This window comes from Bacillus sp. FJAT-26390, from assembly GCF_001682865.1.
GTDB lineage: Bacteria > Bacillota > Bacilli > Paenibacillales > Paenibacillaceae > Pristimantibacillus.
In genome coordinates this window covers 310,776-328,739 of sequence record NZ_MAQX01000032.1, presented here as the reverse complement: position 1 = coordinate 328,739, position 17,964 = coordinate 310,776, and the positions used below count along the sequence as shown (strand labels likewise).

At 46.8% G+C, this 17,964-nt stretch carries 15 protein-coding genes; 14 read left to right on the top strand and 1 reads right to left on the bottom strand.

Annotated features, from left to right (window positions below; all coding sequences use genetic code 11):
- Positions 1-6 precede the first annotated feature (6 nt).
- From A7975_RS22295 to A7975_RS22230, 13 genes are all read left to right on the top strand, one after another.
- Complete coding sequence (locus A7975_RS22295; protein WP_065386576.1) at positions 7-3,399, top strand: S-layer homology domain-containing protein; 3,393 nt, start codon at positions 7-9, stop codon at positions 3,397-3,399.
- Between the two features lie 644 nt (positions 3,400-4,043).
- Entirely contained in the window at positions 4,044-5,060 is a 1,017-nt protein-coding gene (locus A7975_RS22285; protein ID WP_065386574.1) for an ABC transporter ATP-binding protein, read from the top strand.
- Positions 5,047-5,982, top strand: coding sequence for an ABC transporter ATP-binding protein (locus A7975_RS22280; RefSeq protein ID WP_065386573.1), 936 nt, complete (start codon positions 5,047-5,049; stop codon positions 5,980-5,982). The genes A7975_RS22285 and A7975_RS22280 overlap by 14 nt, the downstream gene beginning before the upstream one ends.
- Positions 5,983-5,987: 5 nt before the next feature.
- On the top strand, positions 5,988-6,950 hold the full coding sequence (gene opp4B / locus A7975_RS22275; protein ID WP_065386572.1) for an oligopeptide ABC transporter permease: 963 nt from the start codon (positions 5,988-5,990) through the stop codon (positions 6,948-6,950).
- 26 nt (positions 6,951-6,976) lie between these two features.
- Positions 6,977-7,882, top strand: a complete 906-nt coding sequence (locus A7975_RS22270; protein WP_053372824.1) for an ABC transporter permease — start codon at positions 6,977-6,979, stop codon at positions 7,880-7,882.
- A 15-nt stretch (positions 7,883-7,897) separates the two neighbouring features.
- Positions 7,898-9,751 carry an oligopeptide ABC transporter substrate-binding protein gene (locus A7975_RS22265; RefSeq protein WP_053372823.1) on the top strand — a complete coding sequence of 618 codons (1,854 nt, stop codon included), beginning with the start codon at positions 7,898-7,900 and terminating at the stop codon, positions 9,749-9,751.
- Between the two features lie 161 nt (positions 9,752-9,912).
- Complete coding sequence (locus A7975_RS22260) at positions 9,913-10,839, top strand: methyl-accepting chemotaxis protein (protein WP_053372822.1); 927 nt, start codon at positions 9,913-9,915, stop codon at positions 10,837-10,839.
- A gap of 440 nt (positions 10,840-11,279) precedes the next feature.
- The gene (locus tag A7975_RS22255) at positions 11,280-12,908 is read left to right on the top strand and encodes a family 10 glycosylhydrolase (protein ID WP_065386571.1); all 1,629 of its coding nucleotides are present in this window, start codon (positions 11,280-11,282) and stop codon (positions 12,906-12,908) included.
- Between the two features lie 138 nt (positions 12,909-13,046).
- The gene (locus tag A7975_RS22250) at positions 13,047-13,604 is read left to right on the top strand and encodes a DUF5412 family protein (protein WP_176707783.1); all 558 of its coding nucleotides are present in this window, start codon (positions 13,047-13,049) and stop codon (positions 13,602-13,604) included.
- A 111-nt stretch (positions 13,605-13,715) separates the two neighbouring features.
- Positions 13,716-14,243: a TetR/AcrR family transcriptional regulator gene (locus A7975_RS22245; RefSeq protein ID WP_053372820.1), complete on the top strand. Its 528-nt coding sequence runs from the start codon at positions 13,716-13,718 to the stop codon at positions 14,241-14,243.
- A gap of 130 nt (positions 14,244-14,373) precedes the next feature.
- Positions 14,374-14,940, top strand: coding sequence for an NAD(P)H-dependent oxidoreductase (locus tag A7975_RS22240; protein ID WP_053372819.1), 567 nt, complete (start codon positions 14,374-14,376; stop codon positions 14,938-14,940).
- A gap of 140 nt (positions 14,941-15,080) precedes the next feature.
- A complete protein-coding gene (locus tag A7975_RS22235; protein WP_255314440.1) occupies positions 15,081-15,722 on the top strand; it encodes a TetR/AcrR family transcriptional regulator in 642 nt (213 codons plus the stop codon).
- Between the two features lie 175 nt (positions 15,723-15,897).
- Positions 15,898-16,641, top strand: a complete 744-nt coding sequence (locus tag A7975_RS22230) for an SDR family oxidoreductase (protein ID WP_065386570.1) — start codon at positions 15,898-15,900, stop codon at positions 16,639-16,641.
- 62 nt (positions 16,642-16,703) lie between these two features.
- On the opposite strand, the gene A7975_RS22225 is transcribed toward A7975_RS22230, so the two are convergent.
- Positions 16,704-17,099 carry an SET domain-containing protein gene (locus A7975_RS22225; RefSeq protein ID WP_053372817.1) on the bottom strand — a complete coding sequence of 132 codons (396 nt, stop codon included), beginning with the start codon at positions 17,097-17,099 and terminating at the stop codon, positions 16,704-16,706.
- 173 nt (positions 17,100-17,272) lie between these two features.
- On the opposite strand from A7975_RS22225, the gene A7975_RS22220 reads away from it, so the two are divergent.
- Positions 17,273-17,890: a hypothetical protein gene (locus A7975_RS22220; RefSeq protein ID WP_053372816.1), complete on the top strand. Its 618-nt coding sequence runs from the start codon at positions 17,273-17,275 to the stop codon at positions 17,888-17,890.
- Positions 17,891-17,964: the final 74 nt, after the last annotated feature.

Sequence of the window (17,964 nt, the reverse complement as noted above, 5' to 3'; positions counted from 1 at the left end):
ATGGTTATGTTACTGAGAAAAACAGCTTCTTTATCGCTTTCTTTCCTTATTTTACTATCAACGGTTTTCTCTTACGGAACGGTATTCGGTGCTAAATCATCGGATATTAGCGGCCACTGGGCGGAGCAGCAATTAACGGAGTGGATAGCGAATGGCTATATTAAAGCTTACTCCGATGGCAGCTATAAGCCGGACAAGGCGGTGACCCGCGCTGAATTTTTGACGATGATCAACCGCTCTTTCGGATTTGTGGAAGAGGCAACATTCAGCTTTAAGGATGTAGCCAGCTCCAGCTCGGAATACGCGGAGATCGGCAAAGCCTTGAAAGCGGGATATATAAGCGGGTATACGGATAACACGATCCGTCCAAGCCAAAAAATCAGCCGTCAGGAAGCGGCGAAGATGATATTTAATCTGCTTAAGCTTAAAGCGGACTATGCGCAGCTTGCGCTCCTGAATGATTTTAAGGATTCGAATAAAATCGCAGCTTGGAGCAAACCGGCAGTTGCCGCAGTCGCTGCAAAAGGCTTGATGAAGGGATATGAGGACGGCACCTACCGTCCAGAAGGATTGATAACGAGAGCGGAAGCCGTTGTATCCTTAAGCCGGGCTTACGGGGCAAAGGGGACAGCAGGCCCGACAGACTATGACAAGGCAGGTACATACGGTCCTGCGTCTGGCATACAAACGATCGACGGGGATGTCATCATCAGCGCCGCAGGCGTTACGCTGCAGAATGTGACGGTGACAGGGAATCTTATCTTTACGGAGGGAATTGGCGCCGGGGATGCAACCCTTGATCATGTCACGGTAAACGGAACCACTACCGTTAAAGGCGGCGGCGAGAACTCGATTCATTTCAAGGACTCGGTGCTGCTTACGATCATTGTAAATAAGAAGGACGGCACGGTCCGCATCGTTGCGGAAGGAACAACGACAGTTAAGCAAGTTACGCTGCTATCTTCGGCAATTGTAGAGGAAGCGAATGTTTCTGGAAATGGTTTTGCAAATGTTGAAATTCCGAAAGAGCTGCCTTCCCGCTCAAAGGTAACTTTGCTTGGAGCGTTTGAGGATTTGGACGTATATGCCAAATCGTTTGCTATCGAAGTGCCTAAAGGGACTATCCGCAGCCTTCATCTTCAAAAGGATGCGAAGGATACTTCGATCAACCTGGGCAAAGAGTCCAAGATAACAGCATTAGTGCTGGATGAGATCGTGAAAGTGCTTGGACTTGGCAATGTGGATAAAGCCACTATTAATGAAGGCGCTAAAGGCTCGACATTCGAGACCAGCCCTAAAACGATATCGACCGGCTCCCCAACGGTCTCGACAGCCCCTTCCACGTCGATACCATCGACCGCAACACCTGCACCAACGCCAGCACCAACGGCAACAGCATCACCAGCACCGTCAACGTCGCCAACACCTGCTCCCACACCGCAAGTTCCATTTAACGCAGCTGCCGGAAAAAGTCTAACCTCCGACGCGGTTCTAATGGACGCAACGCTTGCGACTGACGGCAAAGCAGACAATACGGATCTGTTTACCGAAGCAGAGTCCGGCCTTAAATATATTCAAATCGACTTCGGAGCTAGCCAGACGATTAATTCCGTTTACCTGTGGCATTATTTTGGCGACGGCAGAACGTATCACGATGTAATCGTTCAGCTCTCCGATGATGAAGCCTTTGCGGAATCCACAACTGTGTTTAACAATGACACGGACGGTTCAGCCGGCTTAGGCACAGGTACGGACGCTGAATATGCGGAGACTGAGGAAGGAAAAGCGATTTCCGTATCTGCAGTTCATGCGAGATATTTAAGAGTCTACTCGAACGGCGCTACAAAACAAAACGGAGGTTTAAGCGTGTTTAACCATTATGTGGAGGTTGAAGCATGGACGAGTGCAACAAGGCCTGCAAAGCCGCCGGAACCGATTTTGTCGCCGGTTATTCTCAAAAACGCGGCAGCCGGAGTGGAGCTAACTACAAACGGGACTGTCGTTGATTCTGTCTATGCGACGGACGGAGTGACGGACAACCTTGATTTGTTAACGGACGCTGGCTCCGGGTTAACTTATATCCAGCTGGACTTTGGCGCAAGCAAACCAATTAATGCGGTTAATCTTTGGCATTATTACGGGGACGGCAGAACCTATCATGACGTTATCGTTCAGCTGTCGGATGACCCTGCATTCGCGGAATCGACAACCGTATTTAACAATGATGCTGACGGCTCAGCTGGGCTAGGAATCGGCACGGACTTGGAATACGCGGAAACGAGCGAAGGCAAAGCCATTTCATTTGAAGCGGTTAGCGGAAGATATTTAAGAGTCTATTCCAATGGAAGCACGAAGCAAAACGGAGACGTTAATCCGTACAATCATTATATTGAAGTTCAAGCATGGGCAGAGCCGCCCGCTTACCGGACTAATAATGTTACGTTCTTAAACCCTGAATGGGTGATGTTCCCTCGAACAGACAACTTCATTCAGCAGACGGTTAATAAAATGACTTCCTATCAAATTAAATATCAAATGATTGACGTCGGATTTTTTGACCGTATCGCCAATACGGCGAGCTTCGAGGACACAGTAGAAGGCGGCGCAATAGACGGAACGCTCGATCCTGCCGCTTATGCCGAGCTTCAGCACTGGGTGACCGTTTCAAGAGCGACCAACCCGGATATTGAATTGATTGGCGCATTGAGCGGGAACAGCTTTATGCACATACAGAACCTGCCTTGGACCGACAGAAATGGCAAAGTGCATACCCCTGCGGTAGATAAAGCAACCATGCAAGATAATATTGCGGCCAAGGCAAAATATTTTGTTGAGACATTTGGCCTAGACGGTATCAATATCGATTTTGAACCGCTGAGATCGGGTGCGTCGGCTAACGATTACCGGGCATTGATCGTCAAGGTGCGGGAAGCTATCGGCCCTGGCAAGCATCTCTCCATCTGCGGAAATCCGTTCCCGCAGTACATGCCGGATAATGAGATCGCGCAATACGGAGCCCTGCTGGATATGATCATTATGATGGATTATGACACAGGCGACGATACAGAAGGGGATGTGCCAGGCATACCTTGGCCGGCAAATCCATTCACGACGGATGCCGAATCCTATCAGCTCGCTATTAAAGATAATACGATTCGCATCAGCAATGCTTTGAAAAATACGAATTGCGCCTTCATCCCTCTCGGAGTTGGCGTAGATACCATTGATATTTACCACCCGGCATACGAGAATTCAATGAACCACTCTATTGCGGTCAATGATGCGATTGCAGCCGGGGCGAAGGTTGCCGGATCGGGCGTTTGGTGGTGGGAGAAAGCGAAGGATGACGCAGTGGAAAGGCAGCAATTTATCGACTATTGGATTAATGGAAATCCATGATTAGTGCTGGATAAACAGGTGAATCCGGGGTTCCTCCAACTGAGGAATCCCGGATTTTATTGTGGAAATGGGGAGGCGGGCGCTAGTGAATTGAAAATCGAGTTAGGAGCATATACCTATAAGGATATGGAAATCAAAAAAACGAGAAAAGGAATGGAGGCAGATAGATGTAACCTACATGTAACATATATGTTCGATATAGCCTGCTCAAGCGAGCAAGTACCTTCCTGGCGAGAAATAAAGTGCGCAAATGAATAATCGGAATCAAACACGTTATGAAATTATTTTATGAACAATCTTTTAAAATCTATTAAAAAGATTAAAAACGAACATTTTTCGAAGGAAAACAAGTAAAAAAAGTTTGAATAAAATGTATATTAATAAAATAATAAATATTAAATAAATAATTACATAATTATTTATTTTCCCACATTAATACTTGACATAATGTAAATTTCACATTAACATATGTAGAAAATAAGGATTCATAACCATAATTAAGTAAATTTAAAATTAAAGCGGTCATACTTTAGGTGTATTAATTACTGCTTTTCGTTCAAAAGTATTAGTTTTACTTTGTCTAAAATTGTCTGAATATTAAAATAATTGCGACTATAGTCCCGATCGCTGTCAGGAGGATTCTATTGAATGAAGAGCTGCTGAAAATCGAGCATTTAACGACTTCTTTTCGAATTGCGGATCATTATTATGCAGCGGTGGATGATGTGACGCTAACGGTGAGGGAAAATGAGGTTCTTGCCATTGTTGGGGAATCCGGCTCAGGAAAAAGCGCGTTAGCCTATTCCATTATGGGACTGCATACGAGAGCAAGAATTGAGGGCAATATTTTTTACAATGGCCAGAATATCGCCAATATATCTCCCTCGAAGCTCAACAAGCTAAGGGGGAATGAGCTCGGCATGATCTTCCAAGACCCCTTGTCGGCATTAAATCCGCTTATGATTATCGGCTCGCAGATCGAGGAAGCCATTCTCCTACATAAGCCGAAGCTTTCGAAGAGGGAAAGGGCTGATCGGGCAATCGAGCTGCTGACAAAAGTAGGGATTCCGCGTCCAGAGCATACATACGGGCGATACCCCCATGAATTATCCGGCGGGATGAGGCAGCGGGTCGTCATCGCGATCGCGATCGCAAATGATCCGAAGCTGTTGATTGCCGATGAACCGACTACCGCGCTTGATGTGACGATACAGCTGCAAATTCTTGAATTGCTTAGGAAGCTGAAGCAGGACAGCAAAGCCGGCATCGTCTTAATTACGCATGACTTAGGCGTCGTTGCCGAAATGGCCGATCGCGTAGCGGTTATGTACGCGGGGCAAATCGTCGAGATCGCCGATATTTACACGCTTATCTCGAATGCGAAGCATCCCTATACAAGATCGCTGCTGCAATCCATACCAACCGCGAACGAAGCGAAGTCTAAGCTCCATGTTATTCAAGGAATCGTGCCTTCTTTGCAAAATCTGCCTCGTCAGGGCTGCCGCTTTCAATCCAGAATTCCATGGATCAGCGAATCAGCCCATGAAGCGGACCCGATCATGCATGAGATTTCGCCGGGCCATTTGGTCAGATGCAGCTGCTACAAGCACTTTCACTTCCCTGATCCAAAGGAGGAGGATCGCCATCATGTCATTTCTTGAGGTAAAAGATTTAAAGGTCCATTTTCAAAACCGCGGCGGCCTTTTCAGCAGAAAGAGTGAGCCTATCAAGGCGGTTGATGGCATACATTTCTCGATGGAACAGGGACAGACCTATGGCCTTGTAGGTGAATCGGGCTCCGGCAAGACAACGACAGGCAGGGCTATTATAGGCTTAAACACAATGACTTCGGGCAGCATCCTCTTTGAAGGGCGACAGCTAGATGTTCATGGATTGCAGAGACAATCAGCGTACCGCAAAGACATTCAAATGATCTTTCAAGATCCCTTTTCCTCATTAAATCCAAAAAAACGCGTACTCGACATTATTGCAGAGCCGCTGCGAAATTTCGAGAAGCTGTCCGCAAGCGAAGAGAAACGCAGGGTGCAGCAGCTATTAGAGCAGGTAGGCTTAAGCCCGGAATCGATTTTCAAATATCCGCATGAATTCTCGGGAGGCCAGCGGCAGCGGATCGGCATTGCAAGAGCGATTGCGCTCAAGCCTAAGCTGATTATCGCTGATGAGCCGGTGTCCGCGCTTGACGTGTCCGTTCAAGCTCAAGTGCTGAACTTTATGCAGGACATTCAAAAGGAATTGAATCTTACCTATTTATTGATCAGCCATGATCTCGGCATTATCCGGCATATGTGTGATCACATTGGCATTATGTATAAGGGCCGTTACGTGGAGCAAGGCACAACAGCAGATATTTTTGATGATCCGCAGCATATTTATACGAAGCGTCTTCTATCAGCCATACCTGATATTGATCCGGCTAAGCGTGAGGAAAAGTATAAATTCCGAGAAGCGGTGAAGGCGGAATATGAACAAGCCTATGGGAAATATTTTGACGGGAATGGCTTGGCTTATCCATTAAAACCAATATCAGAGACACATTTCGTGGCTTTGCCTGAGAGAGGTTGAGGACGATGTGGAGAACAATTTTACGAAGAATGATCATTATGGTTCCACAAATTCTGTTATTGAGCATTCTAGTATTTCTGATGGCTAAGGCAATGCCGGGAGATGCGCTGACCGGCTTGCTCGACCCGAGCATCGACCCGGCCGCACTGGATGCGCAGCGGGAGAGGCTCGGTCTTAACAATCCGTGGTATGTGCAATATTGGGACTGGATTACGAGTGCTTTCCAAGGCGATTTCGGTCAATCATTCCGCTTTAAAATGCCGGTATCAGACCTAATCGGCCAGCGGATGATGAATACGGTTTGGTTATCATTAGCGACATTAATTCTAACTTACCTTATTGCGATTCCACTTGGCATTACTAGCGGGCGCTATCATGACACTTGGGCGGATCGGATGATAACGGGCTATACGTATCTAGGTTTTGCGGCTCCGTTGTTTATTTTCGCCTTATTGATGTTATGGGTGTTCGGCTTTCATTTTGGCTGGTTTCCGACAGGGGGAAGCATCACGCCAGGGACGGAACCCGGCACACTGGAATACTTCGTGAGCAAATTTTATCATTTGCTGCTGCCGGCGTTATCTATGGCTTTAATTACAACGGTAACAACCGTTCAGCTGCTGCGCAGCGAAATTATTGATACGAAGCAGAAGGATTTCATTATAACGGCAAGAGCGAAGGGCGCCTCAGAATCCCGCGTTTATAATCGTCATATTTTACGGAATTCATTATTGCCGATCGCAGCGCTTTTTGGCTATGAAATTACGGGGCTTATCGGAGGCACGGTATTTATTGAAAGCATCTTCAGTTATCCGGGCATGGGCGAGCTGTTCTTAAGCTCCATTTCACTGCGGGATTTCAGTGTCGTAACGTCTTTGGTTCTGCTGTACGGCGTGGCATCCATTCTCGGCGCATTAATTTCTGACATGATTTTAAGTTTAGTTGATCCTCGTATTCGCATTAAATAAGAACCCGAGACGTTGAGGTGAATGAAATGAGGAAAACAGCTGCCCCAATAAGCGCGCAGAAGCAAATGGACAAAAGTCCTTCGGGCTGGAGCATCGTTTGGCGGGAAATCGTTCGAGACAAGGTGGCGCTCATATCTTTAATATTTTTAAGCCTGGTCATCTTATCCGTCTATGGGATATCCCTTGTTCTGGATCAGGCGCAGATCGTCACGATAGATTTGTTCGAGCTGAAGCAGCCGCCTTCGGCAAAATTTTGGCTGGGCACCGACTATGGCGGACGCGATGTTTTTGGACAGCTCATTATCGGAACGCGCAATTCTTTATCGATCGGCATTATCGTAACGGTGCTTACAGGCATTATCGGCGTTTCAATAGGACTTATCTCCGGTTATTTCGGGGGAACGGTAGATAACATTTTTATGCGATTCGTCGATTTCTTCATGATTTTGCCGACGTTGATGATCGTTATCGCATTTGTTACAGCCGTTCCTAAATATAGCATCATTTCCTTTGCGCTTATTATGACCGCTTTTTTATGGATGGGGATCGCAAGGCTGATTCGCTCCAAAGCGCTGCAGGAGAAGGAGCTTGATTATGTTCAAGCCTCGAAGACGCTGGGCTCCTCCAACCTGAAAATTATGCTGTCTCAGGTGCTGCCGAATTTAAGCTCTATCATTATCGTTACGATGACGTTGAATTTGGCGGCCAATATCGGCTTGGAGTCGGGCCTCTCCTTCTTGGGCTTTGGTTTTCCGGAGAGCACGCCTAGCTTAGGCACTTTAGTCAGCTATGCCAAGGACCCGCAAACGCTAGAGTCCAGATGGTGGATATGGTTACCTGCATCGGTACTGATCCTAGTATTGATGTTGAGTATAAACAATGTCGGTCAAGCGTTAAAGCGTGCGACGGATGCAAGGCAAAGAAAAGGATAATAGAGGAGGAAATTTATGATTAAGAAAAAGTCTTTTTTCGCAAGATCCCTATTCCTGCCGTTAATGCTGGCACTGCTCGTCTTTCTTGCAGCCTGCTCATCCGGCAATGGCAATGGGAATGGCGCGGGCAATCCTTCTCCGACTGACGGAGGGGACAAACCGGCTCCTACTGAGAGTGAAAAGCCTGCTGCAGATGACGGTCTTTATTCGATTGATGATTTCAGCAACGTGAAGAAAAATGAAGGCGAAGCGATTAAAGGCGGGTCTATTACGTTTGGCCTCGTATCGGACACACCGTTTGAAGGGACGCTGAACTATAACTTTTATTCCGGCGACCCGGATTCGCAGGTGCTGGGCTGGTTTGATGAAGGGCTGCTCACATGGGATAAAAACTATGTGTATACGAATGACGGAGCGGCGACGTATGAAGTGGCGGAAGACGGCAAGACATTTACGTTTACGATCCGTGACAATGTGAACTGGCAGGATGGCAAGCCCGTAACGGCGGAGGATTGGTTATTTGCCCATGAAGTCATCGGCAATCCCAAGTACGATGGTCCGCGCTATGACTCTAATTTCACTAATATTGTGGGTATGAATGAATATCATGAAGGCAAAGCAAAAACGATCTCAGGTATCGAAGTGCTTAGCGATAAAAAGCTTAAAATCACGTATATCCAATCATCGCCATCTTTGTTGACAGGCGGCGTGTGGTCTTATCCGTTAGCGAAGCATATTTTCGGAAATATGGATGTAGCCAAAATTTCTTCTTCCCCAGAAGTGCGCGAGAAGCCGATCGGCTTCGGAGCTTTTAAAGTAAAGAGCATCGTGCCCGGGGAATCGGTTGTATTTGAGAAAAATCCGGATTACTGGCGGGGAGAGCCTGCCTTGGATCAAGTCATTCTAAAAGTGATTAACCCAACGACTATCGTTCAACAGCTGGAGAGCGGCGGGGTTGATTTAGTTGATTCATTCCCGGTTGATCAATACCCAGATAACGCGACGATGTCGAACGTGGAATACTTAGGCGCAATTGACCGTGCATATACGTATATCGGATTTAAATTAGGCAAGTGGGATGCAGCGGCCGGCAAGGTTGCTCCTGATCCAAAAGCCAAAATGAGCGACTTGAACCTGCGCAAAGCGATGGCGCATGCCGTTGACAACGATCAGGTCGGCAAAAAGTTCTACCATGGCTTGCGCTGGAATGCGACGACGCTCATTCCGCCATCCCATCCTGAATACCATGATGCAACGAATAAGGGCCTTGCCTTTGACCCGGAATTAGCCAAAAAGATTTTGGATGACGCGGGCTATAAGTTAAATGGCAAGTACCGTACGAAACCGGATGGAAGCGAGCTGGTCATTAACTTTATTTCGATGACCGGCGGCGATATCGCTCAGCCGCTTGCCCAGTATTACGTGCAGTCTTGGCAAGCTATCGGCTTAAACGTTCAGCTTGAAATGCTGGAATTCAATACGTTCTATGACCGCGTTGGCTCCAATGGCGAGGACGATCCGAAAGTAGACGTTTATCAAGGAGCATGGAGCGTAGGCATTGACGTTGACCCTGCAGGCTTGTATGGCCGCGATGCGATCTATAACTTCCCGCGGTACGCGAGCGATGAGCAGGATCGATTGCTAAAAGCGGGCATATCAGCAGAAGCGTTTGATGTAAAGGTTCGCCAAGGCATTTATAAGGAATGGCAGCAGCTTATGGTAGACGAGGTTCCGGTCTTCCCGACCTTGTACCGCGCCGTTATCGTTCCGGTCAACAAACGCATTCTCAACTATGCAATTGGCGATGGAACAAATCTATATCCGTATCAGATTGCCGTATCGCAGGATAAACCGGCTGTAGCAAAGTAAGAAGCAGAAGGACCCGGCCATTTATGGTCGGGTCCTTTCGTATGGTACGCAAATCGCCGGTTGTTAATATTTGCTTGCACATCTTGTATAATGTTTGTAGAATGTTGTGTGGGCTATTAGGCTTGCTTTATACATTCGAACTGATGAAGGAGAACCTTTACATGACAGAATGGAACACCGTCCTGCAAATGACTACTCAGGTATTGGACAAGCGGGCTGTTCTTACAGCTATCGAGCAGTCACTTGCCATGATCGAATTCGACGTTAAAGGACAGGTATTATGGGCAAACGAAAATTTTGCGCAGGCAATGGGATACCGCTCCGCAGAGATGCCAGGCATGATGCATAAGCAATTTTGTTCGCCGGATTTTGTGAATAGCACCGCGTACGCCAAGCTCTGGGACGATTTGCGCAATGGACGGCCATTTCAGAATAAAATATTGCGATTAACCAAAAACGGCACTGCGATCTGGCTGGAGGCTACTTACATGCCGATCAGGGATGAAGAGGGCAAAGTCATTGCGATTTTGAAAATGGCAACGGATATTAATGCCCGTGAGCAAGCGACTGCTCAAATGACAGAAAACTTGCTGCAAATGTCCGAGGAGCTGCTGGACCGGGCCCAAGAGGGCATATCACACAGTCAAGAAGTGGAAGCGGCAATAGAACGAGTGGCAGACGGAGCAAGCGAGAATATGGCCGTTCTCGGGCTGCTGGAACAACAAACAAGCTTAATCCGCAAAATCGTCCGTACGATCCGCGACGTAGCTTCGCAAACGAATATATTGTCTTTGAACGCGGCGATAGAAGCTGCGCATGCGGGTGAGCATGGCCGGGGCTTCAATGTGGTAGCGACTGAGGTGCGCAAGCTGGCAGGGCAGGTTCAGGAAGCGACCAAAGAAGTGAATGGGTATGTAGAAGGTATCGTAACCCATGTGCAAGAGGTCGTAAAAGGGACGAAGCTCTCACAGGAGGTCGTTGCGGAAAGCCAGCAGCGCATTCAACGGGCCGTCGATGAATTTATGAGCATTGGCGCGGCAGCGCGGCAGCTGGATACGAAGGCTAAAGAGCTCAAATTAACGATATAGCAAGCTTATCCCGCGTATCCGCCTTTATCCAGCGGTCGTAATGATCGGCTGCATAATTCCAAGGAGAATCAAACCAAGCATGGCCCGAAACGAAATGTACCTTATTCTCCTGCAGGGCCTCTAGCTGTTTCCACTCCAACGTTTGAGAGAAACTAATGCCACAACCGGTTTAAGGCGATCATTTTTTCTAACCCCTAACTATGAAAAAATTATCATTCTCTCTCCGCAGGATAGAGGGGATATGTCCGTTTGTGAATAACTGATAATGCTCACTTTTTCAAATACAGAGCATAATGACACGAATCGAGGCTGGATTAGTCTCGCATATATTATTAAATTTTGTTAATTGTCCTTGTCCTCATGCAACCAAAGAATAGGAACAAGCGTCTAACGTTTGGGATGCATAATTACATTGTTTGGAGACAGGGGAACTGGAACGCATGAAATGGGGAAAATGGACCATAGGGCTGCTGCTTGTCGTTATTTGCATGACAGCAGCCGCACCAATCAGCCAAGCGGCGCAAAAAGCTGGCATTCGTATTATTTTGAATGGAAAGGCCATTGAGAGCGATGTATCGCCTTATATCATTCCAAAGGTTAACGTAACGATGGTACCGCTTCGCATTATTAGTGAAGAGCTGGGAGCCACTGTGAATTGGAACGCCAAGGAGCAGTCGGTTACGATTCAAGGCAGCGACAATAAAGCGATTTCGATGACGAGCGGCAGCACGGTTGCTACCGTTAACGGGGAGAGCATTAAGCTGGATGCATCCGTTCAGGTGAAAGCAGGACGGGCTATGGTGCCGCTAAGGTTCGTCAGCGAGCAGCTTGGGCTAACCGTCAATTGGAATCAAGTGGAGCAGATGATCACGCTGCTGACAGCAGTAGTTGAAGATCCGACGGGTGAAACACCGCTGCCAGATCCAGATCCAAATCCGCTTCCGAATCCAGATCCGAATCCAGGAACAGGCACGAAGGAGCTGCGCGGAGCATGGGTTTCCACTGTCTATAATTTGGACTGGCCCTCGCAATCCTCTTATCAAAATGCAGTGAAGCAGATGGGCGAGTTCGTCAGCTTATTGGATGATTTGCAGGGAATGGGATTAAATGCGGTTTTTGTGCAGGTACGTCCTACGGGCGATGCCTTGTATCCTTCGAAGCTGGTTCCGTGGTCAAAATATTTGTCAGGCGTACAAGGCCTTGCACCTACATACGATCCACTGGCTTTTATGATCGAGGAGACGCATAAACGGAATATGGAGTTCCATGCTTGGTTCAATCCGTTTCGGGCGAATGTTGACGCAAAAACCGAGCTGCTGGCTGAAAATCATGTAGTGAAGCAGCAGCCGGCATGGATCGTGAATGCGGCAGGCAAGCTGTATATTAACCCAGGCATACCGGCGGCGCGCCAGCATATTATCGATACGATCATGGAGGTCGTGAACGGTTATCCGATTGACGGCATCCATTTGGACGATTATTTCTACCCGTCGAACGTGGATTTTGCCGACGATGCTGCCTTTAAGAGCTACAACGCCGGTAAACTAACATCAAAAGCGGACTGGCGCCGAAGCAACATCAACGATTTTGTCCGCCAGCTCGGAGAGTCCATTCACGCGGTGAAGCCGCAGTTGAAATTCGGGATCAGCCCGTTTGGGGTTTGGCGGAATAAGTCGGTGGACAAAACCGGCTCAGACACGAATGCAGGCGTAACGGCGTACGACAATATGTATGCGGATGTGAGGACGTGGATACAAAAAGGGTGGATCGATTATATCAATCCGCAAATTTATTGGAGCCTCTCCTTCAACGTTGCGCGCTATGACAAGCTAGTGGATTGGTGGGTACAAGAGGTGAAAGGGACAGGGGTTGACCTGTATATCGGCCATTCACCGTATAAGCTGGGCACAAAGGAAGCGGGCTGGCAAAGCGCTCAGGAAATCATTAATCAGCTGGAATACAATAAAAAATATCCGGAAGTGAAGGGTGATGTTTTCTTCAGCGCAAAGGATCTCCGGAAAAACCCGCTCGGCATTATGGATGCATTGCGCACTTATTATTTCAAATAAGCATAGGATCAAAACGTTCATGCTTTGCCGCTGCGGCGAAGCATGAACGTTTTAAAATTTAAGGTTATGTTAATCGCGTTGCAACCAAGGATTTGCAACATGATTTAGCATGGTTCCTTTACTTAGATAGCAAGGAATATGAAAACCATATCGACGGGAGGAATTATTATTAATTATTTATACTTATTAGGCTTCTTCATCCTTTCTCTCATTACTGTTCTGATAGGTTTTATCTTTTGTTTCAAACTAATTGTTTTTTTTATCAAAAAGAAGCCATTTCCCAAAAAACTGTTAATTGCAACTCTGATAGGAATGGGTATGATTTCTACACAAGTGATATACAATACATACTTTTTTACATTCGATAACCTTGAAGGTGAATTTTATAAAGGACCCGTGAACTCGCCAACAGACAAATATACTGCTAATGCTTACTATAAGAATTACGGAGGTGCCGCTGGTGGAGTTAATTTATGGGTAGAAATAACTTATCATGATGATAACAAAATAAAGACTGTTTATCATAGTGATGCGAATAGCAACTTTTCTATGGAATGGAAAAATGAGAATACGCTATACATTGTAAATGATGAACCAGGGTTCCCAAGTTCAAACAAAAGTGTTGAATTGAACGTTGAAAAAGAGATTCATTACGAGGGTGGATTAGTTTGGAGGATAATCAACAATCAACACTAACAGAGCCAAATTTAAAACAAAAGGTTGCAAATGAACAAAAGTTGAAGTACTATGAGTTTAGTGATTGATCAATCACTAAATATGAATCGCAACTTAAAGGCGGGAAACACAGTGACAAAAAGCCCAGCAACCTCAGTCAATCGTCGCAATGATATCGTATCTGCCGCCATTGAGGTGTTTGCGGAAATTGGCTATTACCGAGCTACGACAGCGAAGGTAGCCGAACGTGCCCAAATTTCGCAGCCGTACGTATTCCGTTTCTTTTCCACGAAGGAAGCGCTTCTGCTAGCGGCTTTGGAAGTGTCGTGGACGCGTATCCTTGATGCGTTCCGTCAAGTTATTTCGACAACGGGTCCTGAACAGCTTGAGCAAGAGCTGACTGCTGTGTATGCGAATATAATGAAGAGCTACCAGAACGAGACTCTGCTCCAAATGCAAGCTCAAACGATAAAAGAAGATTCCATCGTTGAGGTTATGCAGAAAGGATTCCGAGAGGTCCAGCAGATCGTTTATGATGCGTTCAAGCAAGCGGGTTTGGAGAGGCCGCAAGAGAAGACACTCCTTTTCCTAGCTAGAGGCATGCTGTGCAACATCTCGATGGCGCTGTCCTTGCCGGAATTAATGGAGATGAATGATTAGCCGAGTTATTCTTGGCTTATAACGGATTGTTATTGATCAATCAATCACATTTTTCATCATTTGTAATTGATTGATCACTAATTATATAGATTTCAAAAATAAGCTTGTCCATTCGAGAGGAGAAATGAATATGAAACATCTTATCGTTTACGCACACCCGAGAAAAGAAAGCTTTAACCATGCTATTTTGGAGACAGCGGTTGCAGGGCTTAAGGAGAATGGCCATGAGGTCGTTGTTCGTGACTTATATGGAATTGGGTTTAACGCGGTGGTCAGCAGCAGTGAGATCCTTGGAGGCATCTCTGAGGATATTGAACTCGAGCAGCAATATTTGAAATGGGCAGACGTCGTAACGTTTATTTATCCGATTTGGTGGACGGGATTGCCTGCTATTTTGAAAGGGTACATTGAGCGGGTGTTTACCTATGGTTTTGCTTACAAGTATGTAAATGGCGAGCAGATGGGACTATTAAAAGGGAAAAAAGCGGTTATTATTCACACGCAAGGCAAATCGAATGCCGAGTATGCAGCCAGCGGGTTGGATAAAGCGCTTCGCCTAACTTCGGACAAAGGGATATTTGAATACTGCGGCTTCGAAGTTTTGTATCATGTGGTCTTTGACGCTGTCATGAGCTCGGACGAAGCTACGCGCCGCGCTTGGCTTGATCAAATCGCTTTTATGGCAAGTAAGGCATAATGCTTATACACATCTATAACGCAGCACTTACTAATCCCGATGTTGCTCTTGCAAGCTTTCATTATACGGGTGACAAAATAACATTATTGTCATTAGAATTACGCCGTGCTATGATGGGGTGAAAGAGCTGAGAGGGGGGAATGCTGCGCGTTCAGAATCCTTTGATTTTGGATGAACGGCTGCTACCCATTATGACGAATGATCAACCATTAAATAAGGAACAAATATTAGATGCGGCAGAACAGGTGCTTAGACGTTTTGGGCCTGAGAAAACGTCGGTTGTCGACGTAGCGAAGGTGCTTAAAGTGAGCCACGGCACGCTGTATCGCCATTTTGCGAGCAAAGCGTCCTTGCGGGAAGCGGTAACCGAGCGCTGGCTGCATCGTTGCATCGCCTTGCCATTAGAGGGAATCGCGAGCCAAACGTGCGGCAGCTCGACAGAGCGCTTGCGCCTGTGGCTGGAGACGCTTATCCGCAGCAAGCGGAACTACGCTTCCAATGATGCTGAGATGTTTGCGATGTACGCCGCAGTAACGTTAGATGCGGTTGAGATGATTGCTGTTCATGTAGACCGCTTGATTGCGCAGATCGCGCAGATCATCGAGGAAGGGATAAAAACGAAGGAATTTAAGCCAGGGCAATCAGAGCAGACTGCCAAAGCTTTGTTCATCGCGACCTCGCGTTTTCATCATCCGGGCCATTCGTACGAGTGGACAGCTGAGAAAAGCGATGCGGAGTTCGATATGGTATGGAAGCTGCTGCTGACAGGAATCGCTGCATAGGTTATACAAGGAAAGCTCCTCTGATGCTGGGCATCAGGAGGGCTTTTTTCTTTTTAACAAGGTAAAAAAGATGCCTGAAAAATAAATGACAAAAATACAATAATGTCACTTGATATTTGTTTGTGGTGCGGATATAATCAAACCATAAGAGAAACATTCTGAGGAGGAAAAAAGCATGGAACATAAATTGGCGGGCAAAGTAGCTTTGGTAACGGGTGCATCTAGAGGAATAGGGCGTGAGATTGCTGAAGAGCTAGCCCGTAACGGTGCTAAGGTTGTAGTGAATTTTGCGAGCAATCCAGCCAAAGCAGAGGAAGTGGTTAACGGCATTAAGCAGCAAGGCGGCGAGGCTGTGGCCGTACAAGCGGATATTAGCAAAGTAGCGGAAGTAGAGATGATGTTCCAGAAAACGTTGGATGCTTTCGGGCAAATAGATATTCTCGTCAATAATGCCGGTATCATGATTAATAAACCGATAGCGAACATGACAGAGGAAGACTTCGACAAGCAATTCGCGATCAATGTGAAGGGTACGTATTTTGCTTGCCAGCAAGCGGCTATGCATATGAATGCGAACGGTCGTATTGTTAACTTTTCGACTTCGGTTAACGGTTCAATGTTCCCCACTTACAGCGTGTATGCAGCAACCAAAGGCGCGGTTGAACAGATTACCCGCCAGCTTGCCAAGGAGCTTGGGCATAAAGGCATTACGATCAATGCGGTTGCGCCGGGCCCGATTAACACGGAGCTCTTTAAGGTAGGGAAGTCAGAAGAACAGATTGCTGGCATCGTAAACCTGAACGCTTTTGGAAGACTTGGCGAGCCGGAAGATATTTCGAGCGTCGTGCTGTTCTTGGCGGGTAAAGAGTCACAGTGGATGACAGGCCAAACGATTCGCGTAAATGGCGGATTTGTATAAAATAAAAAACGAGGCCGTTCGGATTATTTTCTCCGGAACGGCCTCGTTGCATGCTGCAAGCCTTACTTATTTTCTTTTTCTTTATCTTCATTAAACCATAGCGGCTCTTCGTTATCGACTTCGCCATTATAGTTAATGAGGATCTCTTCCCCGGCAGCGATGTCCGTATAAGCGAAGAAATCGACGGTATGATTGTCAAAATTAAGATCATAGTACGCATTTGGCGTATAGGAATGGTTGAACAGCATGCCATAACCCAGCAGGATTGCCGTATGGTTAGCGCCATACTCAAACACGTAATCGGCAAGCAGCGTTTTCTCTATATGTTCATGCTCTTCATTTGGGAAGGGAATGACCGGTGCTTCGTGTATAAGATCACCTTTTGCTATATCTTGCGTCGCAAATACCCCTCTATTGAACTCTCCGTCGCTAAGCTTGGAAGTCTTTACCTCAATCATGTTGCTCACCTACGTTTTCTTTAGTCTAAGGAGTCCCGTATTGCATAAGCTATCTAACTCATCTAACGTAATATAGCAATATAATGAGGAAATAGCCAGCATCTTGTGATGAATATACATAAAATTGGAAACAAATATCATCGCTTCGACGTCTATCCTAAGAGGTGATTCCTATGTATCGAAAATCGTTTTTTTTCGTCCTTTGCTGCGCAATCCTATGGAGTGCAGGGATTATTGCTAAGCCAACCGCCGTCTATGCATGCTCCTGTGCGATGTCGCCATCTCCTGAGAATCAAGTGAAGGAGGCGCTTCGGCGCGACACATCCATCTTCGCAGGCAAAGTAACGGAGGTCATCCAGCCGCCTGAGAAAAAAGTGATGTCGAGCGCTGATCTCGTCCAAGTAAACTTCGAGGTGTCTACGGTATGGAAAGGCGAGCTGGGAAAGCAAACAACTGTATATACAGCCATGAGCTCAGCGAGCTGCGGCTATGAAGGCTTCGAAGTGGGTCAGGCTTATATCGTTACTGCAATCGGGAAGCCTGTGAAGCTTGAAACCAATATATGCGATTTAACGAAGCCGCTTGCTTCGGCGAAGGAAGAGATCAAGCTGCTAGGTGACGGTTACGGGCCGCAGCCTCTTAGCTCAAAGAAAACTATGCCAACTGAACAGGTACAGGCGACAGGGGCGCAAGGTGCAGGGGGAATGCCGCTCGGCATAATCGCGATCGTTTTCTTCATTATGACCGTGATCGTTACAGCGATACAGCTGCGGCGCCGGCGTTTGAAATAAGAATAAGAGACAAGGCTGGCAGCTCCCTTTAGGGACGTCAGCCTTGCTTTATTATAGCCGAGTTTTAATAGGTA